We start from the raw sequence: 23856 nt of genomic DNA on the forward strand, positions 1-23856 counted from the left end.
CAAATTAAGGGATGAATAGACCCGGGTTTCGTAGACACTTTTTTGCCTCATAATGGAGGCCTAATGAAGGAGTGTTTATGTCAGTCAAAACGTTCACTGAAGAATTCAAAATTGAAGCTGTAAAACAGATTAACGAGCAGGGATACCCTGTTTCTGAGGTTGCGGCACGACTTGGTGTTTCCACCAATAGCCTTTACGCATGGATCAAGCGTTACCAAAAACCCGAACCACAGCGCAAGCAGGACGATGCCCTCCAGCACGAAGTAAAGCGCCTCAGGCAAGAACTTAAGCGGGTGACTGAAGAGCGAGATATTTTAAAAAAGGCCGCCGCGTACTTTGCAAGAACGTCAGGCTGAAGTACGCCTTCATTAAAAAAATGTCGACCTTTTATGCGGTACGCCGGTTGTGTCTGGTTCTTGGCCTCCATTACAGCGGTTATTACCAGTGGCTAAAACGGCCTCAATCTCTGCGCGCCAGGCAAGATGAGCGCCAAACAGGCCTCATTAAACAACTGTGGCTTGAAAGTGGTACGGTTTATGGTTATCGAAAAATCTGGCTCGACATGAAAGACTTGGGTGAGCGAGCTGGGCGTAACAGGATCGCGCGCCTAATGAGGCTTGCAGAGTTGGCTTCTCAAACCGGATATCGGAAACGCCGCTATTACGGCGGCGGAAAAACATCAGTTGCCAACCCTAATTACCTTGAACGCCAGTTCATTGTTCCTACCCCCAATACGCATTGGGTGAGTGACATGACCTATATCAGAACGCATGAGGGATGGTTGTATCTGGCCGTTGTTCTCGATCTTTTCTCGCGTCGGGTTATCGGCTGGAGTATGGGGGGGCGAATGACAGCAGAGCTGGTGATGGACGCGTTGTTGATGGCAGTGTGGCGACGTAAACCAACGGCAAAAGTACTAATCCATTCGGATCAGGGCTCGCAATATACGAGCGAAAGATGTCAGCATTTTATGACCGCTCACAATTTAAAAAGCAGCATGAGTCGCCGAGGTAATTGCCATGATAACGCGGTGGCTGAAAGCTTTTTTCAGTTGCTAAAACGAGAACGCATAAAGAAACGGATCTATAAAAATAGAGAAGAAGCGAAGGCGGATATCTTCGATTATGTAGAGATGTTTTATAATGCTAAACGGCGTCACAGTGCCTGTGAAGATCAACCACCTGCAGTTTATGAAAGTGCCTGGTTCATGAGGCACGCAACCGTCTAGGAAACTGGGGTCTATTCAGGCGTTGTTGTTAGCAAATGGCCGTGTAGCAGAAAAATAGTGTATTAATTTGTGATCGCAATCACACTCTTAGTGAAAATAAAACTAAAAAAAGCGTGTATTTCAAGGGGATTAGCGAGCAACATAACAACTATGTAACCTGTGGAAACGCGGTTATAACCTGTATCAAATACTCAATTTTACGCCAGATTAGGTGACACAGGCTCTTGATAATGGAAGAGAAGGGATGCGAAAAATAAAAGTAGGCTTGGCCCTCGGTGCTGGTGCGGCAAAAGGTTGGGCTCATATCGGGGTGATCAATGCACTGAAAAAAATGGAGGTGGAGATCGATGTGGTTGCGGGTTGCTCAGTGGGAGCTTTAGTCGGCGCAGTACATGCAACTCAACATCTGTCGGAATTAGAACGCTGGGTAAGATCCTTTGGCTATTGGGACGTGATTAAACTCATGGATTTTTCGTGGCAAAGAGGAGGGCTTTTACGCGGTGAGAGAGTGTTTAATGCTGTCGGTCAAATCATTGGCATCCAGTCAATGGACGAGTGTTCATTGCCTTTTGGTGCGGTCGTTACCAATCTCAGTACTGGACGGGAATTGTGGTTGACGGAAGGCGATATTAATCAGGCAATTCGTGCCTCATGTAGCATGCCGGGATTATTTTCACCGGTGTTACTCGATGGATATTGGCTGGTAGATGGCGCAATAGTCAATCCTGTGCCCATCTCTCTTACCCGAGCAATGGGAGCTGATGTGGTGATTGCCGTGGATTTGCAACATGATGCGCACTTGATGCAGCAGGATCTTTTGTCCATCAGTATGCCGATTGATGAAACTCCCTCAGATGTGCGCCAAAACTGGCGTAGTAGGTTGCGCGAACGGATATCTTACCTTTCTGGTAAGCATCCGAATGCACCACCCAGTGCGATGGAAATAATGTCTACATCGATCCAGGTATTAGAGAATCGATTAAAGCGTAATCGTATGGCTGGTGACCCACCGGATGTATTAATTCAACCATATTGTCCACAAATTTCCACGCTGGATTTTCATCGCGCAGATGAGGCTATCGCCGCTGGTGAGCTAGCGGTTGAACAAAAACGTGAACAGTTATTACTGTTGGCGAAAAGAAGAGGGAAAACACAGAGTGAGATTAAATTTTGAGCAACATTCATTTCTGACAAGCACAAGTGCCCTTTTTGAGCCACTATTAGCACAACGATAGCCAAGAGATATGCTGCATGGACAAACCGTTTACAGGTAAGAACATTTTAATTGTTGAGGATGAAATGGTCTTCCGTACGCTGCTGAATAATTATCTGAGTTCTCAAGGGGCTTCGATATTACAGGCATCAAACGGTCTTGAAGCACTGGATTTATTGAAAACGAATACCCCCGATTTAATTTTGTGTGATCTGGCGATGCCAAAGATGGGCGGGATAGAATTGGTTGAACAACTGTTGTTACTGGGAGTAAAAGTGCCGGTTCTTGTGATTTCAGCGACAGATAAAATGACCGATATTGCCCAGGTGTTACGTTTGGGGGTGAAGGATGTGTTACTGAAACCGATAGAAGACTTAACTCGCTTGCGGGAAACGGTACTAGCCTGCCTGTATCCTTCGTTATTCACTTCTCCGGCTATAGAAGAGACAGAACTGATTCAGGATTGGGATGCCCTGAAGAAGAACCCATCTGAAGCTGCGCAATTACTTCACCAATTACAGCCTCCGGCACAGCAAACCCTTGCTCATTGCCGAATTAATTACCGGCAATTAACCGGGATTGAGCAGCAAGGGTTAGTATTAGATATTGCTGCACTGTCAGATAATGACCTTGCCTTCTATTGTCTTGACGTTACTCGTGCGGGAGATAATGGCGTTCTGGCGGCTTTACTGCTGCGCGTGTTATTCAACGGGATCTTGCAAGAGCATTTAGCCAGTCAGCATCAGCGGTTACCGCAAATGTCAGCTTTATTGAAACAGGTTAATCAACTATTGAGGCGCACCCATCTCGATGGGCAATTCCCTTTGTTAGTCGGTTACTACAATACGGAGTTTAAAAATCTGATTCTGGTTTCTGCTGGGTTACATGCTAATGTCAGTGCGGGGAAAAATAGAATTCAACTTAGCAATGGGGTGCCCTTGGGGACGCTGAAAACAGCGTATTTGAATCAGATAAGTCAACGTTGCGAGGCATGGCAGTGTCAAGTCTGGGGCGGTGGCAGCCAACTTCGGCTTATGCTCTCTGCCGAGTAAGTGATGGCTCTTCTCTTTTACTCTTGCTCTTAATTCTCCTTGGTTCGTAGATTATCCAACTGATAATTAATTTGTATTAAATTATATCTATTATTTACACTCATCTATTCCCGTATCTTAAGGTTTTATTAATCCTTATCTTTTAGACTATTTTTATTTTAGTCGGCTGTAAAAAAGAAAAAAACTATTTGTTAAAAATTATCGATTGTGCCGGCCGAATTTTTATCGGATTAAAAAGACAGCCAGTTCGCGTATTTAATCAGCAATGTGTTACTGAAAAACTGACAGGTGGTTGATAAGCCATTCATGCAGCTTATGCGATCATTGTGCTATGGGCATCACGACACAGCTATAGGCTACCGATTAATAATACTTACTATCTGATTTCTATCTAAAATCAAGGGTACATTTTGTAAATCGGTTTCTTTTACTGTCGAACCTATCAATGTAGCAAATATTAAGGGTGCATTACTGAATATTTGATTACCAGAGTTAATGAATTTACGCGGCTAATCGTGGATTTTGGATTGAACTAATTAGGATAAATAGTATGAAAGTGACCGTATTTGGGATTGGCTATGTTGGGTTGGTTCAGGCTGCTGTCCTAGCTGAAGTCGGGCATGATGTGCTTTGTATCGATATTGACGCGAAGAAAGTCGAAAATTTGCAAAAAGGGCATATTCCCATTTTTGAGCCGGGATTATCTCTTTTGGTAAAGGAAAATGCTGATACGGGCCGATTGATTTTTTCGACAGATGCCGAGGCTGGTGTCTCTCACGGCCAAATTCAATTTATCGCAGTAGGAACCCCGCCAGATGAAGAAGGGGCAGCAGACCTGCAATACGTACTCCGTGTTGGGGAAACTATTGCTAAATATATGCTTGAGCCAAAAATCGTTATTGATAAATCTACTGTCCCTGTAGGAACTGCGGATAAAGTTCGCGAGGCGATGGCCAAGGTTCTACAGCAGAGAAATGTCGATATCAGTTTTGACGTCATATCAAATCCCGAGTTTTTAAAAGAAGGCGCGGCGGTGGCAGACTGTAAGCGTCCAGAGCGCATCGTAATCGGTACTGATAATCCTGATGTCATTCCATTAATCAGTGAGCTGTATGAGCCGTTTAACCGCAATCATGACAGAATATTGGTGATGGATGTGCGGAGTGCTGAACTGACTAAGTATGCCGCAAACTGTATGCTGGCGACCAAAATCAGTTTTATGAATGAGATTGCCAACCTAGCCGAGTTATTAGGGGCTGATATAGAAAAGGTTCGACAGGGAATTGGGTCTGATGCACGTATCGGCTATCACTTTATATATCCAGGTTGTGGGTATGGTGGCTCGTGTTTTCCAAAGGATGTACAGGCATTAATTCGCACTGCTGAGCATATTGGTTATCAACCCAAACTGTTACAGGCAGTAGAACAAGTTAACATCCAGCAGAAATATAAACTCACCCAATTTATTAAAAAACACTACGGTAATCAGATAGTGGGAAAAACCTTTGCGGTATGGGGATTGGCTTTTAAACCGAATACTGACGATATGCGTGAGGCACCGAGCCGGATTTTGATTGAAAGCCTCTGGCAGGCTGGCGCGATTATTCAGGCTTATGATCCTGAAGCTATGGATGAGGCGCAGCGCATTTATGGGTCGAGAGAAGACCTGAGATTAATGGGAACAAAAGAATCTGCCCTTCAGGGAGCCGATGCACTGATTATTTGTACTGAATGGCAAAACTTCCGTGCACCCGATTTTGATGTTATCAAGTCAACTCTTAAAGATGCAGTTATTTTTGATGGACGTAATTTGTACGACCCAGAACGATTAAAGAGTCGCGGTTTTACTTATTATGCAATTGGTCGCGGATCATCGGTTAATCATGCTCACTCATGCGAGTAAGTGCTTCCTGAGTAGCAGTATGTTTTACAACAGCGTGCTGCTACATCATCTACTTTTCTATCCAGTGTTAAAAATGTAAATCCTTTTTTGAATAAACTCGACATGAGTAAAATCCGAACGGTGGATGTCTTAAATTCAGAATCAACTATTAAGATTGTTATAAATTAGCAGAGTATTCTTATGGATTTGCTATGTAAATGATAACGGATAGTAATTGATAGAGAAGTGTAATGAATAGTAAAGTTTCCGGGAAATCACCCGTAAATGAGGTTCATTTCTAAAGCTTAATAAAAAATACCCTCAACATAAGAAGAGGGTATTTCTCGGATAATAGTAAATAACTTAATACTATTACAGCAGGAAATCGTCCAGCGATTTACCTTGCTCTTCTATAGCTTTCTTAATCACTGCTGGAGTACGGCCTTGGCCTGTCCAGGTTTTCAGTTCGCCATTTTCATCTGTATATTGATATTTAGCCGGACGAGCGGCACGCTTGGCTTTGCTTGCAACTTTAGCCGGTGCAGCGTTCAACAGTTCATTTGGATCGATACCGTCTGCAATAAGCATTTCACGGTATTGCTTCAGTTTACGTGCACGTTCTTCAGTTTCCGCTTGTGCTTGGGAATCTTCTTCGCGGCGTTCGTTTACGACCACTTCAAGTTTCTCAAGCATCTCTTCTAATGTTTCAAGGGTGCATTCGCGTGCTTGAGCACGTAGAGTACGGATGTTGTTTAGAATCTTTAACGCTTCGCTCATTGTCCTGGTCTCAATTATAATGGTGGGGGGCGTCTGGATAATAATAGAGTGCTATTTTAATTTCTGCAATAGCCAATTTGATTAGCCCTGTGGAATTTACTCTTTTTAAAACCTAAAAGTTGTCTGTCGATACTAATAAGTGATGTATATGCTCAAATATCTTGTACAGTTCTAAGACAAATCCTCTATGCGGAGCTATAAAATGTCAATTTTGAAACATGCTTTTCTCACTAAGTTATAAGTCCGCTTTATATCAATAAAGTAAAAATAGTCAATTCTTGATCGCGTCGGTATGTTTACCTGCGTCGTGAAAAATGTAGATATAAATGTAAAAAACAGCGCGTCACTGGTTCCTTTTAAGCCAATAAAATCACTTATGCAACAAAAAATAGGTCTGACAGATATTCAATGTTAATTTTTGTTGCGGGCATTATGCGACAGATTAATGAGTAATTTGTATCTGGAGTCAGTTTGATGCTGTTGCCTTTTCTATGCCAGAGAAACGGCTCAATGTTCAAGTGAAACTTTGAGCTGCAATGATCACTGTGAACTGAATCAAGAAAATAGGGGTAATAATCTATTTTCTGTTCTGCTAAAAGAAGGTAGGGATGCTTTCACAGCATGACTCTCGTTATTAAACTTATTAATCGGTCTCATCCGACATAAACCCGCGTATAGAGTTTGTGTTACACTATGGCATACCGTTAATTTGCGTGTTTATTATACCAGTGGAGTGACGAGCCCATGGCTCAGCTTTATTTTTATTATTCTGCGATGAATGCAGGAAAGTCTACGGCTTTACTTCAGTCTTCCTACAACTATCAAGAGCGCGGCATGCGTACCTTGGTTTTCACTGCGGAGATTGATAACCGCTTTGGCGTGGGGAAGGTCAGTTCACGGATCGGGTTAACCTCTCAGGCTCAGCTTTATAATAAAGAAACTCAATTATCCAACATTATAGAAGCAGAGCATCAGGACAAAACAGTACATTGTGTATTGCTGGATGAATGTCAGTTTTTGACTAAAGAGCAGGTCAGGCAGTTATGCCACGTAGTGGATGAATATCATATTCCGGTACTTTGTTATGGTTTACGTACGGATTTTCTGGGTGAATTGTTTACCGGCAGTCAATATTTATTGTCTTGGGCGGATAAATTGGTCGAATTGAAAACCATCTGCCATTGTGGTCGCAAAGCCAATATGGTGCTGCGCCTGGATTCTCAGGGTCGAGCCGTGCATGACGGCGAACAAGTGGTTATTGGCGGAAATGAAAGTTATGTATCGGTTTGCCGCCGTCACTATAAAGAAGCGATTAATACTGCCATGACACTTCAGGCAGAATAACCCACGATTAATCCACTTTAAACGCCCCATAGGCTTATTTTCCCTGTCTGTGGGGTTGTCTCCTTCCCAACCGTTCTATTACCCCTTACTGGCTGTTTGGCGCTTATATCTCGTTATACAACACACTATTCGTTAGCCTTGAGTGCCGATGGTTATGCATTGGCAGCTTCAACTTGCCGTTGGCGATTCTGAACACGGTCAAATCGATGGGGGACACAAAAAGAAACCCCCTCAATCAGGAAGGCTGATTGAGGGGGTGGATAATCTACCTATTACCCGCCATCAGACGGGTAGGGACACTAGATTATGATCATTTCTTGGCTTTTTTTTCCACTTTGGCAACATCTTTTGCCGCAGCTTCTTCACGGTCAAACTCTTCGATATATTCGCGACCGTAGTATGTATCCATCAGAATCTGTTTCAGCTCAGAGATCAATGGGTAACGTGGGTTAGCACCAGTACACTGATCATCGAACGCATCTTCAGACAGTTTGTCAACTTTCGCCAGGAAGTCAGCTTCCTGCACACCCGCTTCGCGGATAGATGCCGGAATGCCCAACTCAGCTTTGATTTCGTCTAACCAAGTCAACAATTTCTGAATTTTCTGAGCGGTACGGTCGCCCACAGCACTCAGACCCAGATGATCGGCAACTTCAGCGTAACGGCGACGCGCTTGTGGGCGGTCATATTGGCTGAATGCAGTCTGCTTGGTTGGGTTGTCGTTCGCGTTATAGCGGATAACGTTCGAGATCAACATGGCGTTAGCCAAGCCGTGTGGGATGTGGAACTCTGAACCCAGTTTGTGGGCCATTGAGTGACAGACACCCAGGAAGGCGTTGGCAAACGCGATACCAGCGATAGTCGCGGCGTTGTGCACACGTTCACGAGCAACCGGGTTTTTCGCCCCGTCTTTGTAGCTTGCTGGCAGGTTTTCTTTCAACAGTTTCAACGCTTGCAACGCCTGGCCGTCGGAATATTCGTTAGCCAGTACAGAAACATAGGCTTCCAAGGCATGAGTTACCGCATCCAGGCCACCGAAGGCGCACAGAGATTTAGGCATATTCATCACCAGGTTGGCATCAACAATAGCCATATCTGGAGTTAATGCGTAGTCAGCCAATGGATATTTCTGACCTGTTGCATCGTCGGTCACTACCGCAAACGGCGTCACTTCTGAACCGGTACCTGAAGTGGTAGTGACAGCGATCATTTTCGCTTTCACACCCATTTTTGGGAACTTGTGGATACGTTTACGGATATCCATAAAACGCAGCGCCAGTTCTTCGAAGTGAGTTTCCGGATGTTCGTACATCACCCACATAATTTTGGCGGCATCCATCGGTGAACCCCCACCCAGCGCGATAATCACGTCTGGTTTGAAGGAATTCATCTGCTCTGCGCCTTTACGCACGATGCTCAACGTTGGGTCAGCTTCAACTTCAAAGAAGACTTCGGTTTCGATACCGTGAGATTTCAACACGCTGGTGATTTGGTCAGCATAGCCGTTGTTGAATAGGTAGCGGTCAGTCACGATGAAGGCACGTTTTGCACCGTCAGTAGCCACTTCTTCCAACGCGATAGGCAGAGACCCACGGCGGAAGTAAATAGATTTCGGTAGTTTATGCCACAACATGTTTTCTGCTCGCTTAGCCACAGTTTTCTTGTTGATCAAGTGTTTCGGACCGACGTTTTCAGAGATGGAGTTACCACCCCATGAACCACAACCCAGCGTCAATGATGGCGCTACTTTGAAGTTATACAGGTCACCGATACCACCATGAGAGGCAGGGGTGTTGATGAGAATTCGGGCGGTTTTCATTTTATCGCCAAAATACTTAACGCGTGCAGGTTGGTTATCTTGGTCGGTGTACAGACAAGAGGTGTGACCAATCCCGCCCATTTCAACCAGTTTCTCTGCTTTTTCGACGGCTTCTTCGAAGCTTTTCGCCCGATACATGGCCAAAGTTGGCGACAGTTTTTCGTGCGCGAATGGCTCGGAATCATCAACAACTTTCACTTCACCGATCAGAATTTTGGTGTTGCTTGGCACTTTAATCCCGGCCATTTCAGCAATTTTGGTTGCTGGCTGACCAACGATAGCCGCATTCAGGCCACCATTTTTCAGGATGATATCCTGAACAGCTTTCAATTCTTTACCCTGTAACAGGTAGCCACCGTGGGAAGAGAAACGTTCACGAACTGCGTCGTAGACGGAGTCAACCACGATAATGGACTGTTCAGATGCACAAATAACACCATTATCAAAGGTTTTGGACATCAGAATAGATGCCACAACGCGTTTGATATCGGCGGTTTCGTCAACAACCACAGGGGTATTGCCAGCACCGACACCGATAGCGGGTTTACCGGAACTGTATGCTGCTTTAACCATGCCTGGACCACCGGTAGCCAGAATCAGGTTAATATCTGGGTGGTGCATCAGTTGGTTAGACAACTCAACCGTAGGGGCATCAATCCAACCAATAATATCTGCTGGCGCACCTGCTGCGATAGCGGCTTGAAGCACGATATCAGCGGCTTTGTTGGTTGCGTCTTTAGCACGTGGATGTGGAGAGAAAATGATACCGTTACGCGTTTTCAGGCTGATTAATGCCTTGAAGATCGCCGTTGAGGTTGGGTTAGTCGTCGGTACAATACCGCAGATTAAACCGATAGGTTCTGCAATGGTGATGGTGCCGAAGGTTTTGTCTTCACACAAGATACCGCAAGTCTTTTCATCTTTGTAAGCGTTATAGATATACTCAGATGCAAAGTGGTTTTTGATCACTTTATCTTCCACAATCCCCATGCCTGATTCCGCAACGGCCAGTTTGGCCAGAGGGATACGGGCATCAGCGGCAGCCAGTGCAGCAGCGCGGAAAATTTTATCAACTTGCTCTTGAGTAAAGTTGGCATACTCGCGCTGGGCTTTTTTGACGCGTGCTACTAGCTCGTTAAGTTCAGCGACATTCGTTACAGCCATAATGCTCTCCTGATAATGTTAAACTCTTTTAGTAAATAAGCTGCTGAAGCAACTAGTATAGACAGGCTATCACTCGCTGCACGGCCGAATAAGAAAGACATGTTGCTCAATGTCCGGCCATCACTACCGCTGATTGACTGAAAGAGCTTCAAATACACCACTAAACATTGCGGGATATTATTAACCACTCTGGCGTTCTCAACTGTTTCACTCTTTTTCTATGTTCAGAGCTTAACTATTATTAGGTATGAATTTCGTGACTTAAATCACAAAAACATCAAGCTGACACCTTTCAGCCGTAGTGCTATAAGAATAAAAATCATTAAGTTCATAAAAACGACAGTTTGTGACGTTAAAACAGCATCAAACCCACAGTTTATTAACAATAAACCCTCAATTATACGTAAATAGTCTTGGCACACGAAAATGCTGCGTTCATCCATAGATTCCCCAGACCAATTCCATTACATTAGCGCGCATAGAGAGGCAGGCGGCAAGTCGTGTCAGTACCTTAGCGCCATAAGTTGCGGGTGTGACCGTATATTGTGCTTTCTCTATGAGTGTGGTGGCTAACGTCAGAATACGGTTATCGGCAACCAGCAACCAGTAAAACGATGGGCAATGGTCAATGATGTAGACCAACATCCCAAGATATTTTATTAGTCATTGTGCGGAGTGATGTGTGAGTCAATCACTGTTGGACCTTTCGGGTTACATCAAGTTTTTTGTTGGCTTATTTGCGCTGGTTAACCCGGTAGGAATATTGCCTGTTTTTATTAGTATGACGAGCTATCAGGCGGCGGCGGGGCGGAATAAGACAAACCTGACAGCGAATCTTTCAGTTGCAATCATCCTATGGATAGCTTTGTTTTTGGGTGATGTGATCCTGAAGATTTTCGGCATTTCTATTGATTCCTTCCGTATTGCTGGCGGTATTCTGGTAGTGAGTATTGCCATGTCGATGATCAGCGGCAAACTCGGCGAAGATAAGCAGAATAAGCAGGAAAAATCAGAAACGGCAGTGCGCGAAAGCATTGGCGTGGTTCCGCTGGCGTTGCCATTGATGGCGGGGCCGGGGGCGATTAGCTCGACGATTGTCTGGAGTTCCCGTTATCACAGTTGGCCTAATTTACTGGGTTTGACCGTGGCCATTGCCTTGTTTGCTTTCTGCTGTTGGTTACTCTTCCGCGCCGCGCCATTACTGGTTCGTTTATTAGGCCAGACCGGTATTAACGTCATTACCCGTATTATGGGTTTATTGCTGATGGCGTTAGGTATCGAGTTTATTGTTACCGGAATTAAGGCCATATTCCCCGGTCTACTTTAACCATTCATTATACCGGTCAGCGGATGATTGCTGCGCTGGCCGGTTTTTTACTTGTGCATCTTTCCACTTATTTCCCCGTTTGATTGAATTGTGCTGTTCTGCATTAACTTGGTGCAACTAACGTATGCATTTTAATCAGTTGCACTTTAATATGGCATAAATAGCTCTTTGCCTGACCTCATCATCTCTATGACCTGTTTTATCAGGTTTTCTCGCTATATTCATCTCTGTTCGCTTAAATCGAATCCATCATTCGTTGTTAAATTGTTCACATGATTCTGTAATGCTTGTATGGAATTTATCTAGATGTTATTAGTGATTAAGGCAACATACTCAGGTGTTTATTCTAGTAACAACAAAATTGTTAATTTTATGTTTCTTTGATGGGTGTTTTAATGCATCCATGCTGCTGTCTGATTTTTAATTTGTCATTTTTGTGTTTAAAATCAATTGATTATATTTGCACCTCTGAGGGTTAGTATCAGCGTTATGTAACGCCACTGACCAAGGAAAAGAGAATTGCTTAACATTTCCGTAAAATTTATTGGCGTGTATTTTCGGCTTCTGTTAGCTTTCGAATGGATTGCTAATAAAAATCTTATGCTCGTTCTACTTAACATGAGTATGAATCTTGCTGGTAAATGGATATCGCAACGCAATGTTGGCAGCAGATTGACCCTACCCATTGAAATAAACATCAAAAAATTGGCATAAGGACGGTTGAAAATGCAAATAAAGTTGAAAAGGAAGCCATTAGCATTACTCAGCACTCTTCTGGGTTTATCATTTTCAGGTATTACCGTTGCAGCAACGGTGCCAGCAACGGTTGAATTAGCCGCTACACAATCCATCACCATTAATAATGGCGCAGAGGTTTCATCACTCGATCCGCATAAAGTGGAGGGCGTAGCAGAAACCAATGTCATTTTAAATTTACTCGAAGGATTGGTCAGTAATGACGCCGAGGGGCATATTATTCCGGCTGTGGCAACGCATTGGGAAAATAACGATTTTAAAGTATGGACCTTCCATTTACGTGATGATGCCGTCTGGAGCGATGGTACACCGGTTACTGCAGAAGATTTTGTGTATAGCTGGCAACGTCTGGTCGATCCAAAGGTTGGTTCGCCCTATGCCAGCTACCTGCAATATGCTCGGATTGATAATGTTGACGATGTACTGAAAGGTATCAAAAAACCAGAAACTCTGGGTGTCAAAGCGTTGGACGCCAAAACATTGCAGGTGACTCTGAGTCAACCGGTGCCTTACTTTATCAGCATGCTTTCTCATACTTCGATGAAACCGGTTAATCGCGAAGTCGTAGAAAAATTCGGCGATAAATGGACATTACCGGGTAATTTTGTCGGTAATGGAGCCTATAATCTGAAAGATTGGGTGGTTAACGAGCGTATTGTTATTGCGCGCAATCCAACTTATTGGAATAACCAAGCCACCGTGGTCAATCAGGCCACGTTCTTGCCAATTGCTTCTGAAGTCAGCGCGGTTAACCGTTATCGCAGTGGTGAAATCGATCTGACCGGCGGAGCTATCCCGCCAAATCTGTTCGCCAAGATGAAACAAGATATTCCGCAAGAGGTGCATGTTAGTCCCTATTTATGCACCTTCTACTATGAAATAAATAACGCCAAAGCCCCGTTTACTGATGTACGCGTCAGAACAGCCATCAAGATGACGCTGGATCGCGATATCATTGCCAACAAAATCATGGGGCAAGGGCAGATACCGGCTTACGGGTTTACACCCAACTTTATGGCTGGCGCGAATTTCACACCGCCTGAATGGGCTGGTTGGACGCAGGAAAAACGTAATGAAGTGGCGAAGAAACTGTTGGCTGAAGCCGGTTATCACGATAAAAACCCACTGAAATTCAGTTTGCTGTACAACACATCGGATCAAAATAAACAGCAGGCGATTGCCGCCGCCTCTATGTGGCAAAAAAATCTGGGTGCGCAGGTCACATTACAAAATCAAGAGTGGAAAACCTCACTGGAAAGCCGCCATCAAGGGCAATTTGATGTAGCCAGAGCAACTTGGTGTGCCGATTATAACGAACCCAGTGCCTTCCTTAATATGCTGCTGTCAGACAGCAGCAATAATACCTTCTTCTATAAAAGCCCTGAATTTGACGCCATTCTGGCCAAGACATTAACCGTTGCGGATGAGAAATCCCGAGCAGCGTTATATCAACAGGCTGAGAATTTACTGGATAAAAACTCGGTAATGGTACCGGTGTATTACCGCGTGAGCGTACGCCTGATCCGGCCAACAGTTGGTGGATTTACCGGTAAAGACCCGCAAGACGCTACCGATATTAAAAATCTGTACATTCGCAAGCTGTAGTTAGCGCGAAATAGTGGTAGATATAATAATGACATGTAATAGGGGTGTATGACACAGCGCTTGGCTCCGTGTTAATGCATAAGGTGTAATTTCCGGCTGAGTCGTTCCTCTGTTGGAAATTAATAAAAAATGCCTTTTAAAAGGTGAGGCGTATTCAGTTATTGAATAACGCAATAATAAAAAATGGAGTAGAGATAAGTATGACCAACATCACGAAGAAGAGTCTCCTGGCTGTCGGTATTATCACCGCTTTGGCTATGGCGTCGGTTGGCAGCAGCTTTGCCGCTGTCGTACCAGCAGGTGTTCAATTGGCTGAAAAACAGGTTTTAGTCCGTAACAACGGTTCTGAACCTCAGTCTTTAGACCCGCATAAAATTGAAGGCGTGCCAGAGTCGAACCTATCCCGCGATCTGCTGGAAGGGGTAGTCATCAGTAGCCCTAATGGTGATATCGTTCCGGGCGTTGCAGCCAGTTGGGATAACAAAGACTTTAAAGTCTGGACCTTCCATTTGCGTAAAGATGCCAAATGGTCAAACGGTGACCCTGTCACGGCTCAGGACTTCGTATACAGCTGGCAACGTCTGGCTGATCCAAAAACCGCTTCTCCGTATGAAAGTTATGTGCAATACGCCCATATTGCCAATATCGACGACATCATTACCGGTAAAAAACCGGCTAACACTCTGGGGGTAAAAGCGCTGGATGATCATACCCTGGAAGTGACGTTAAGTGAGCCCGTGCCTTATCTGGTCAAGCTGCTGGCACATCCATCGATGTCTCCGGTGAATAAATCTGTGGTAGAAAAGTTTGGCGAAAAATGGACCCAGCCACAAAACTTCGTCGGTAATGGCGCATATAAACTAAAAAACTGGGTGGTCAACGAACGTATCGTGCTGGAGCGCAGCCCAACGTATTGGGATAACGCCAATACAGTGATTAATCAGGTTACTTATCTGCCAATTTCTTCAGAAGTCACCGATGTTAACCGCTACCGTACCGGTGAAATCGACATGACTTACAACAACATGCCGATTGAATTGTTCCAAAAACTGAAAAAAGACATTCCTGATCAGGTGCATGTTGATCCGTACCTGTGTACCTATTACTACGAAATTAATAATGTTAAAGCGCCATTTACTGATGCGCGCGTACGTGAAGCGTTAAAATTGGGTATGGATCGCGATGTTATCGTGAATAAAGTCAAAAACCAGGGCGATCTGCCAGCCTTCGGTTTCACTCCGCCTTATACCAGCGGCGCTAAAATGACTCAACCAGAGTGGGCCAATTGGACCCAGGAAAAACGCAATCAAGAAGCGAAAAAACTGTTGGCCGAAGCGGGTTATACTAAAGACAAGCCGCTGACATTCAGCCTGCTGTACAACACTTCCGATCTGCATAAGAAACTGGCGATTGCAGCCGCCTCTATCTGGAAGAAAAATCTGGGGGTGGATGTAAAACTGGAGAACCAGGAGTGGAAAACCTTCCTGGATAGCCGCCATCAGGGCAACTTCGATGTGGCGCGTGCTGGCTGGTGTGCTGACTATAACGAACCGTCTTCATTCCTGAACATCATGCTATCTAACAGCAGCAACAATACCTCACATTATAAGAGCCCTGCGTTCGACAAGCTGATTTCTGATACCTTGAAAGTAAAAACTGACGACGAACGTGCAGCACTGTATCAACAGGCTGAAATGCAGTTGGATAAAGACTCTGCCATCGTTCCGGTTTATTACTACGTGAATGCTCGTTTGGTGAAACCTTACGTCGGTGGTTACACCGGTAAAGATCCACTGGATAACTTGCACGTTAAAGATCTGTATATTATCAAGCACTAATCATCTTGAGGGCAGTTTCCTACGGGAAGCTGCCTTTATTATATCGATAATATAAAGCCGTAGTGAAAGGCTAAAGACACAGGTACGGGCAATGTTAAAGTTTATTTTTCGTCGCTGTTTGGAAGCGATTCCGACGTTATTAATTCTGATCACCATTTCATTCTTTATGATGCGTCTCGCGCCGGGAAGCCCATTTACCGGTGAGCGTAATCTTCCGCCAGAAGTGATGGCCAACATTGAGGCGAAATATCACCTCAACGATCCTATTTACAAACAGTATTTCAATTACCTTGGTCAATTGGCACAAGGAGATTTGGGGCCTTCATTCAAATATAAAGATTATACCGTTAATGATCTGGTGGCCGCGTCTTTCCCCGTTTCTGCCAAACTCGGTTTTGCGGCCTTTATTCTGGCAGTGGTGTTGGGTGTCAGTGCGGGTGTGATTGCCGCTTTGAATCAGAATACCAAATGGGACTACACCGTCATGGGGTTTGCCATGACCGGGGTGGTTATCCCCAGTTTTGTGGTCGCTCCGCTATTGGTCTTGGTTTTTGCCATCTTACTGAAATGGTTACCGGGCGGCGGTTGGAATGGGGGGGCGCTGAAATTCATGATTTTACCGATGGTCGCGCTTTCTCTGGCTTATATTGCCAGTATTGCGCGTATTACCCGCGGCTCGATGATTGAAGTTTTACACTCTAATTTTATTCGCACAGCCCGCGCCAAAGGCTTACCTCTGCGGACTATTGTATTCCGCCATGCGTTAAAACCGGCCTTGTTACCAGTGCTTTCCTATATGGGACCTGCATTCGTCGGTATTATTACCGGTTCAATGGTGATCGAAACCATCTTTGGTCTGCCGGGTATTGGTCAGTTGTTCGTAAACGGTGCGTTAAACCGCGATTATTCTCTGGTATTAAGTTTGACGATACTGGTGGGCGCGTTAACCATTTTATTTAATGCGATTGTTGACGTGTTATATGCCGTTATCGATCCGAAAATCCGTTACTGACACTGGAGCTGGCTAATTATGTTGAGCAAAAGAAATAGCGAAACGCTGGACGCTTTCAGTGAAAAGCTGGAAGTCGAGGGGCGTAGCCTGTGGCAGGATGCCCGCCGCCGTTTTATTCATAACCGCGCGGCGATCACCAGCTTGGTGATCTTATTATTTATTACCTTGTTTGTGATCCTGGCACCGATGTTGTCGCCGTTTGCCTACGATGACACGGATTGGGCCATGATGTCAGCTGCGCCAAGCTTTGAGTCCGGCCACTATTTCGGCACTGACTCTTCCGGCCGTGATTTGTTGGTTCGTGTTGCCATTGGTGGCCGAATCTCGCTGATGGTCGGTGTTGCCGCCGCGCTGGTGGCGGTCGTGGTTGGAACCTTATACGGTTCCCTTTCCGGTTATTTGGGTGGAAAAACCGACTCCCTGATGATGCGTCTGTTGGAAATCCTGAACTCCTTTCCGTTTATGTTCTTCGTCATTTTACTGGTGACCTTCTTCGGACAGAACATTTTGCTGATTTTTGTCGCGATCGGCATGGTTTCCTGGCTGGATATGGCGCGTATTGTGCGTGGACAGACGCTTAGCCTAAAGCGTAAAGAGTTTATCGAAGCCGCGTTGGTCGGTGGCGTCTCGACTCGTAACATCGTGGTGCGCCATATTGTACCGAACGTGTTGGGGGTAGTGGTGGTTTACGCTTCGCTGCTGGTACCCAGCATGATTCTGTTTGAATCATTCCTGAGCTTCCTCGGTTTGGGGACTCAAGAACCTTTGAGTAGTTGGGGCGCATTACTGAGTGACGGAGCCAACTCGATGGAGGTTTCACCCTGGTTGTTAATGTTTCCGGCTGGCTTCCTGGTGATTACGCTGTTTTGTTTCAACTTTATCGGCGATGGCCTGCGTGATGCCCTCGACCCGAAAGATCGCTGAGGAATATTGTCATGTCGATTACAAGTAATCAGTCTGCCAACCCGCAATCCGTATTGTTGGATGTAAAAGACCTCAGTGTGACCTTCTCAACGCCGGACGGTGATGTGACGGCGGTTAACCATCTGAATTTTGACCTGCGTGCTGGCGAAACGCTGGGTATTGTCGGTGAGTCAGGCTCCGGTAAGTCACAAACGGCCTTTGCATTGATGGGATTGCTGGCGAGTAACGGTCGAATTGGTGGTTCCGCCAAATTTAACGGTCGGGAAATTCTCAATCTACCAGAGAAGCAGCTAAACCGCCTACGGGCCGAGGAAATCTCTATGATTTTCCAAGATCCGATGACCTCGCTCAATCCTTATATGCGTGTGGGTGAGCAGTTAATGGAAGTGCTGCAACTGCATAAAAAAATGAGTAAAAGCGAAGCATTTGAGGAATCAGTTCGTATGCTGGATGCGGTAAAAATGCCAGAAGCCCGCAAACGTATGAGAATGTATCCTCATGAATTTTCTGGAGGAATGCGCCAGCGAGTGATGATTGCGATGGCGTTGCTATGCCGACCAAAATTACTGATTGCCGATGAGCCGACTACGGCACTAGACGTTACCGTTCAGGCACAAATCATGACATTGCTAAATGAACTTAAAAATGAGTTCAACACGGCGATAATCATGATTACCCACGATCTGGGCGTAGTGGCCGGTATCTGTAATAAAGTACTGGTGATGTATGCCGGCAGAACCATGGAGTATGGCAAAGCCCGCGACGTGTTTTATCATCCAAGTCACCCATATTCTATTGGTTTACTGAATGCTGTTCCGCGTTTAGATGCGGAGGGTGAATCCCTGATGACTATTCCTGGCAATCCGCCTAACCTGCTTCGGCTACCTAAGGGTTGCCCATTCCAGCCACGCTGCCAATACGCTATGGATCGCTGTTCAACAGCACCGGTATTGGAACATTTTGGTGAAGGCCGTTTACGTGCCTGCTTTAAGTCGGTGGGGGAATTAGTATGAATAGCGTGACAGATAAACGTGTTCTGCTCGAAGTCGCCGATCTGAAGGTACATTTTGATATTCAGGACGGTAAACAATGGTTCTGGCAGCCGTCGAAAACCTTAAAAGCCGTTGATGGCGTGACACTACGTTTATACGAAGGGGAAACGCTCGGCGTCGTGGGGGAGTCCGGTTGTGGGAAATCGACGTTTGCCCGGGCGATAATCGGCCTGGTCAAAGCGACCAGCGGCAGCGTTGCTTGGTTAGGAAAAGATTTGTTGAATATGAGTGATGCGGAGTGGCGTACGACTCGCAGCGATATTCAGATGATTTTCCAGGATCCATTAGCCTCACTGAATCCACGTATGACCATCGGTGAAATCATTGCCGAGCCATTACGCACTTACTATCCGAAAATGTCCCGGCAGGATGTACGAGATAAAGTGAAGGCGATGATGTTGAAGGTCGGCTTGTTGCCTAACTTGATCAACCGTTATCCGCACGAGTTTTCCGGCGGACAGTGCCAGCGCATTGGGATTGCCCGCGCGCTTATCCTTGAGCCGAAACTGATTATTTGTGATGAGCCGGTCTCTGCGCTGGATGTGTCTATTCAGGCTCAGGTCGTTAATCTGTTACAACAATTACAGCGTGAAATGGGCTTGTCGCTGATCTTTATCGCGCACGATTTGGCAGTGGTAAAACATATCTCCGATCGTGTATTGGTCATGTATTTGGGTCATGCCGTGGAACTTGGGACTTACGATGAGGTGTACCATCATCCTCAGCACCCTTATACCAAAGCGCTGATGTCGGCAGTACCGATCCCCGATCCGGATAAAGAACGTGAGAAAGTGATTCAGTTACTTGAAGGGGAGTTGCCTTCGCCGATCAACCCACCTTCGGGGTGTGTATTCCGCACCCGTTGCCCCATCGCCGGGCCAGAATGTGCGAAAACCCGGCCATTACTGGAAGGCAGTTTCCGCCATGCAGTTTCCTGCCTGAAGGTTGATCCACTGTAATTGTCTATGGATTTAATGGCAAAAAAGCCCCGCCATTTTGCACTGGCAGGGCTTTTTTCTTATTTTTCTCCAAGCATACCGCGTCAAACTTGTCGCATCGCCGTTAATTCATTCTTTCCACAAAATATGGCACAGCTTATGGTCTTTCTCACGGCATAGCAGCACGCGAGCAAAGACATCGTTAACCGGCTCGCCTTCGCTTTCTGCCAGCCCGATAACCACTTCGGCAAAGAAATCAGGATTCAAATCAAAATCAACGTGTTCGCTCCAATCTTCGGCTGGATCGAACAACTCTGCGGCACCGCGTTCTTCAAATTGCAGATTGAAAAGCAAAATATCTGCCGGATCCAGATTGTCACCAGCCAACTCAAGGAAAATATCGTAAGCCTGCTCCAGTGTCTCATCTTCAGTCAGGCGATTGTTGAGATCCATTATTGTCTGGTCCATTTGCGGGTTCCTATGATCGTGTTCGCGGTATGGCGCACATTAAAACATTCTATTCGCGTTTTTTACACAATTTATGGCGCTTATGGTCAATAACTAAGAACTTCTACATAAGGTCATTATTGTTAAGTAATATTATTACAGGAACGGACTGAAGAAATAGAACAAGCGCTCCATAATACGGTGCCAGAGAGGGCGTTTGGCCCAAGCATCACCATCCAATAGTACCGATCGCGCAATATAATCATTTTGCACTTGCGCCAAATCGCCACCGAAACCGTCATCATCAATGACCAAGGTAATTTCAAAATTTAGCCACAGACTGCGCATATCCAGGTTCACGGTGCCGACCAGACTCAACTGGCCATCAACCAACACGCTTTTACTGTGTAATAAACCCCCTTCAAATTGATGGATCTTGACGCCAGCCTCCAGCAATTCGGCGAAAAACGCGCGACTAGCCCAACGTACCATCATGGAGTCATTATTTTTCGGCACAATGATACTGACATCTACGCCTCTTTGTGCGGCGGTACAAATAGCGTGCAGCAAATCATCACTGGGAACAAAGTAGGGCGTGGTCATGATCAGTTGTTCGCGAGCGGCATAAACCGCCGTCAACAAGGCCTGATGAATCATTTCCTCCGGGAATCCAGGGCCGGAAGCAATGACTTGAATCGTATGCCCCGATTCCTGTTCGAACGGCATGATATTGGCATCAGGCGGCGGTGGCAGCAGGCGTTTACCGGTTTCCATTTCCCAGTCACAGGCGTAGACAATGCCCATTGTGGTGGCCACCGGGCCTTCCATCCGCGCCATCATATCGATCCATTGACCGACGCCGGCATCCTGTTTAAAGAAACGGGGGTCAACCATATTCATGCTACCGGTATAGGCGACAAAATTATCAATCAGCACTACTTTACGGTGCTGACGCAAATCCATCCGCCGTAAGAATACTCGGAACAGGTTTACTTTCAGTGCTTCTACAACCTCGATCCCAGCGTTACGCATCATGGCTGGATAAGGGCTACGGAAGAAGGTGACACTGCCAGCCGAATCCAGCATCAATCGGCAATGTACACCGCGACGAGCGGCGGCCATCAAAGATTCGGCCACCTGATCGACCAGCCCACCGGGTTGCCAGATATAAAACACCATCTCAATATTATGACGTGCCAGTTCAATATCTCTGATCAGCGCTTTTAACGTGTCATCGGTGGTGGTTAATAGTTGCAGTTGATTGCCTTTCACACCGCTAATACCCTGGCGACGTTCGCACAGTTGGAACAGCGGCTTGGCAACTTCGCTATTTTCAGTGGTGAAAATATGCTGGCATTCTTTCAGCTCGGTCAGCCAGTTGGCGGTAGAAGGCCACATGGCTTTGGCCCGTTTGGCTCGTCGTTCGCCCAGATGAAGTTCACCGAACGAGAGATAAGCGATAATTCCCACCAATGGCAGGATATAAATGATAAGTAACCAAGCCATTGCCGAAGGTACCGCTCGTCGTTTCATTAGAATGCGCAAAGTCACCCCGGCAATCAGCAACCAATAGCCGAATACGGAGAGCCAACTTATTACGGTATAAAATGTTGTCATAAAGGCGAAAAGTCCTGTTCGCTAGCGGTCATCACCGAGTGTACGCACAGTAATGAAAAGGGGAAACCTTTAACTCAATATATTCAGCTATAAATTCTATGAGAAAAAAAGGCTTATACCCAAAATATCTTTATAAGACTAGCTTGCTTCTTTCATTAAGTGAATAAAATATAGGCGGAATGGGATTAATTCCATGCCTTATTGAGCAGACGGGTACTTGGCTAGCAGGATGAAAGGTCTATAATGGCGGGGTTCTCAGCTTTGGAAGACGATTTTCATGCGACGTAGTAAAAATGAAGTTGGTCGTTGGCGGATGCTCCGCCAGAATCAACGGCGACGAAATCGCTGGTTAGAAGGGCAATCGCGACGTTATCGCCATATATATAGCGTTCGTCAGATTCACGTGAATCAACATCGCCGTGCGTTGTTGTTTAGTGTTGCCTATGAGTGGCAGTAACGGAAGAGAATAATAAAAACAGTTCTGTAAAGGGGCTGTTTTTATTTTTTCTATTTATATCGTACAAATAGCTTTTTACCCATTTAAACGGCTTTTCTACTGTTGTTTGCAGTGCTCGGGACAGAAAATAAGAGTAATCACGAATATATTGTCTTAACAGTATTTCACATCTGGCAAAAGTCGCGTTAATATATATATGGTCGCTTTGTGGCTAGAGGTCAGTTTCAGGGGGGTTACTGATTAATAGCATAAAGCGGCCACCTCTTTTTTTTTCATTTCTACCCTCCGCACCAGCAAACCTGTAATGCTTGACTCTTTCCCTGCTCAAGTGATTGTATTAATTGTTTTTTATTTTTTATATGGCGAAATTATTTATTGTGATAGACATTGCCGAGTGATGTAGACCTGAAGGTGTTACTGTAGAAAACCTATCCGAGGTTGTCGCCGAATGCCAATAATTTCGCTTGGTAAAATATACAGAATAGACTATCAGGGTGTTAAATACGTAATAATAACCGGGGGGGCACTGGGTATGGCTGATTATTAGCTGATGGCAATGATTCTGATGGGAAATTATTTTGTTCAGTATATAGACTAAATCGACAATGGACAGATGTAATCGGTGCGTCGCTGGAATAAATATATTACCTAAATTTAGGTGATTTAAAAAATAAGACTTGTAAAGTCAATTTATTAACAATTTAGCGCACCGCCCGCTTAAAATAGCCTCCGTGCTCGCTGTTGTCATGAGAACTCGTGTTGATGTTGCACAAAAATACACTATTCGCGTCCATTTGGATAAATCCGTCAGTTTGATCTGAACTTGTTTTTTGGCTAATAAGCTTTATCTCTATTTATTCCCATTCTAAAACAGTGTTATTTCAATGACACAGCGACTGTTCTGCCGTGACCATCACAGTTGTTATTATCAAATTAGCGGAAACTGTCTCTTCTATTTCAGCAAAGGGTGTATTTTCTATGTCCCGATTTATTTTGGTCAAAACCGCTTTTTTTGGCGATTTAAAGAAAAGTGATGCGCTTTACAAATATGAAATTTACAGTGATCAAATGGAAACTGTTTTTCAAACAACCATCTATGCTGAGCAAACAATCACTCAAGGCAAGCACAGCTACAGTGTGTGGGTAAGAAAAGATCACCGAATTTTGAAAGCCGCACCCCACGCCCTTGACCAAGCGGTCGATGCATGTGAAGAGCATTGGGAAAAAACCTACGGGAATCTTAAATAGCCGATAAGCATTTTATTGGCAGGAACATGCGCGTTCCTGCCAATCGTTATCTCTATTGTGCCACGCCGGATGATGCCAGCATGGCTGAGTCGCTAATCAATAAAATGAGCGAGCGAGTCAAAACGCATGGGTACGCATTGCAGACGGCTTAATCAA

General features: G+C 45.2%; 20 protein-coding genes. 15 read left to right on the plus strand and 5 right to left on the minus strand.

The window, feature by feature from the left end:
* Window positions 1–77 precede the first annotated feature (77 nt).
* From DJ39_RS10900 to DJ39_RS10915, 4 genes are all read left to right on the plus strand, one after another.
* Window positions 78–1228 (plus strand): IS3 family transposase gene (locus DJ39_RS10900; protein WP_087931031.1). Its coding sequence is split into 2 segments (ribosomal slippage): window positions 78–315 and window positions 315–1228, totalling 1152 coding nucleotides; the frame shifts between segments, so codons are not numbered across the junction.
* Between the two features lie 244 nt (window positions 1229–1472).
* Window positions 1473–2402: a patatin-like phospholipase RssA gene (gene rssA / locus DJ39_RS10905; RefSeq protein WP_004719903.1), complete on the plus strand. Its 930-nt coding sequence runs from the start codon at window positions 1473–1475 to the stop codon at window positions 2400–2402.
* A 77-nt stretch (window positions 2403–2479) separates the two neighbouring features.
* Window positions 2480–3493: a two-component system response regulator RssB gene (rssB, locus tag DJ39_RS10910; RefSeq protein WP_004719905.1), complete on the plus strand. Its 1014-nt coding sequence runs from the start codon at window positions 2480–2482 to the stop codon at window positions 3491–3493.
* A 550-nt stretch (window positions 3494–4043) separates the two neighbouring features.
* A complete protein-coding gene (locus tag DJ39_RS10915; protein WP_004719907.1) occupies window positions 4044–5396 on the plus strand; it encodes a UDP-glucose dehydrogenase family protein in 1353 nt (450 codons plus the stop codon).
* A gap of 351 nt (window positions 5397–5747) precedes the next feature.
* Here the strand turns inward: DJ39_RS10915 and hns are convergent, their stop codons facing one another.
* On the minus strand, window positions 5748–6152 hold the full coding sequence (gene hns / locus DJ39_RS10920) for a histone-like nucleoid-structuring protein H-NS (RefSeq protein WP_004719910.1): 405 nt from the start codon (window positions 6150–6152) through the stop codon (window positions 5748–5750).
* Window positions 6153–6896: 744 nt separating this feature from the next.
* Between hns and DJ39_RS10925 the strand changes: the two genes are divergently transcribed.
* Complete coding sequence (locus DJ39_RS10925; protein ID WP_004719913.1) at window positions 6897–7496, plus strand: thymidine kinase; 600 nt, start codon at window positions 6897–6899, stop codon at window positions 7494–7496.
* Window positions 7497–7806: 310 nt separating this feature from the next.
* On the opposite strand, the gene adhE is transcribed toward DJ39_RS10925, so the two are convergent.
* Both adhE and DJ39_RS17940 read right to left on the minus strand, forming a co-directional pair.
* Window positions 7807–10479, minus strand: coding sequence for a bifunctional acetaldehyde-CoA/alcohol dehydrogenase (gene adhE / locus DJ39_RS10930; RefSeq protein WP_004719914.1), 2673 nt, complete (start codon window positions 10477–10479; stop codon window positions 7807–7809).
* A 435-nt stretch (window positions 10480–10914) separates the two neighbouring features.
* Window positions 10915–11124, minus strand: coding sequence for a hypothetical protein (locus tag DJ39_RS17940; protein ID WP_004719915.1), 210 nt, complete (start codon window positions 11122–11124; stop codon window positions 10915–10917).
* Between the two features lie 37 nt (window positions 11125–11161).
* Between DJ39_RS17940 and DJ39_RS10935 the strand changes: the two genes are divergently transcribed.
* From DJ39_RS10935 to oppF, 7 genes are all read left to right on the plus strand, one after another.
* Window positions 11162–11806 carry a YchE family NAAT transporter gene (locus tag DJ39_RS10935; RefSeq protein ID WP_004719916.1) on the plus strand — a complete coding sequence of 215 codons (645 nt, stop codon included), beginning with the start codon at window positions 11162–11164 and terminating at the stop codon, window positions 11804–11806.
* A 726-nt stretch (window positions 11807–12532) separates the two neighbouring features.
* Window positions 12533–14167, plus strand: a complete 1635-nt coding sequence (locus DJ39_RS10945; protein WP_038251351.1) for an ABC transporter substrate-binding protein — start codon at window positions 12533–12535, stop codon at window positions 14165–14167.
* A gap of 200 nt (window positions 14168–14367) precedes the next feature.
* Window positions 14368–16005 carry an oligopeptide ABC transporter substrate-binding protein OppA gene (gene oppA / locus DJ39_RS10950; RefSeq protein WP_038242529.1) on the plus strand — a complete coding sequence of 546 codons (1638 nt, stop codon included), beginning with the start codon at window positions 14368–14370 and terminating at the stop codon, window positions 16003–16005.
* Window positions 16006–16096: 91 nt separating this feature from the next.
* Complete coding sequence (gene oppB / locus DJ39_RS10955; protein WP_004719924.1) at window positions 16097–17017, plus strand: oligopeptide ABC transporter permease OppB; 921 nt, start codon at window positions 16097–16099, stop codon at window positions 17015–17017.
* A 15-nt stretch (window positions 17018–17032) separates the two neighbouring features.
* The gene (gene oppC, locus DJ39_RS10960) at window positions 17033–17941 is read left to right on the plus strand and encodes an oligopeptide ABC transporter permease OppC (RefSeq protein WP_038251353.1); all 909 of its coding nucleotides are present in this window, start codon (window positions 17033–17035) and stop codon (window positions 17939–17941) included.
* Between the two features lie 11 nt (window positions 17942–17952).
* On the plus strand, window positions 17953–18954 hold the full coding sequence (gene oppD, locus DJ39_RS10965; protein ID WP_004719926.1) for an ABC transporter ATP-binding protein: 1002 nt from the start codon (window positions 17953–17955) through the stop codon (window positions 18952–18954).
* Window positions 18951–19952: a murein tripeptide/oligopeptide ABC transporter ATP binding protein OppF gene (oppF, locus tag DJ39_RS10970; RefSeq protein ID WP_038242531.1), complete on the plus strand. Its 1002-nt coding sequence runs from the start codon at window positions 18951–18953 to the stop codon at window positions 19950–19952. Before oppD ends, oppF begins: the two co-directional genes overlap by 4 nt.
* A 108-nt stretch (window positions 19953–20060) precedes the next feature.
* Here oppF and DJ39_RS10975 read toward each other — a convergent pair whose 3' ends face one another.
* Both DJ39_RS10975 and cls read right to left on the minus strand, forming a co-directional pair.
* On the minus strand, window positions 20061–20384 hold the full coding sequence (locus DJ39_RS10975; RefSeq protein ID WP_004719928.1) for an HI1450 family dsDNA-mimic protein: 324 nt from the start codon (window positions 20382–20384) through the stop codon (window positions 20061–20063).
* 150 nt (window positions 20385–20534) lie between these two features.
* Entirely contained in the window at window positions 20535–21995 is a 1461-nt protein-coding gene (cls, locus tag DJ39_RS10980) for a cardiolipin synthase (protein WP_004719929.1), read from the minus strand.
* Window positions 21996–22272: 277 nt separating this feature from the next.
* Here cls and DJ39_RS10985 point away from each other — a divergent pair, with 277 nt between their 5' ends.
* The 3 genes from DJ39_RS10985 to DJ39_RS18325 all read left to right on the plus strand — a co-directional run bounded on the left by DJ39_RS10985 (window position 22273) and on the right by DJ39_RS18325 (window position 23852).
* Complete coding sequence (locus tag DJ39_RS10985; RefSeq protein ID WP_038242532.1) at window positions 22273–22452, plus strand: YciY family protein; 180 nt, start codon at window positions 22273–22275, stop codon at window positions 22450–22452.
* Window positions 22453–23430: 978 nt separating this feature from the next.
* On the plus strand, window positions 23431–23700 hold the full coding sequence (locus DJ39_RS10990) for a hypothetical protein (RefSeq protein WP_004719931.1): 270 nt from the start codon (window positions 23431–23433) through the stop codon (window positions 23698–23700).
* Between the two features lie 26 nt (window positions 23701–23726).
* Window positions 23727–23852 carry a hypothetical protein gene (locus DJ39_RS18325; protein WP_004719932.1) on the plus strand — a complete coding sequence of 42 codons (126 nt, stop codon included), beginning with the start codon at window positions 23727–23729 and terminating at the stop codon, window positions 23850–23852.
* Window positions 23853–23856 lie beyond the last annotated feature (4 nt).

It is taken from the genome of Yersinia ruckeri ATCC 29473, assembly GCF_000754815.1.
Lineage (GTDB): Bacteria > Pseudomonadota > Gammaproteobacteria > Enterobacterales > Enterobacteriaceae > Yersinia > Yersinia ruckeri.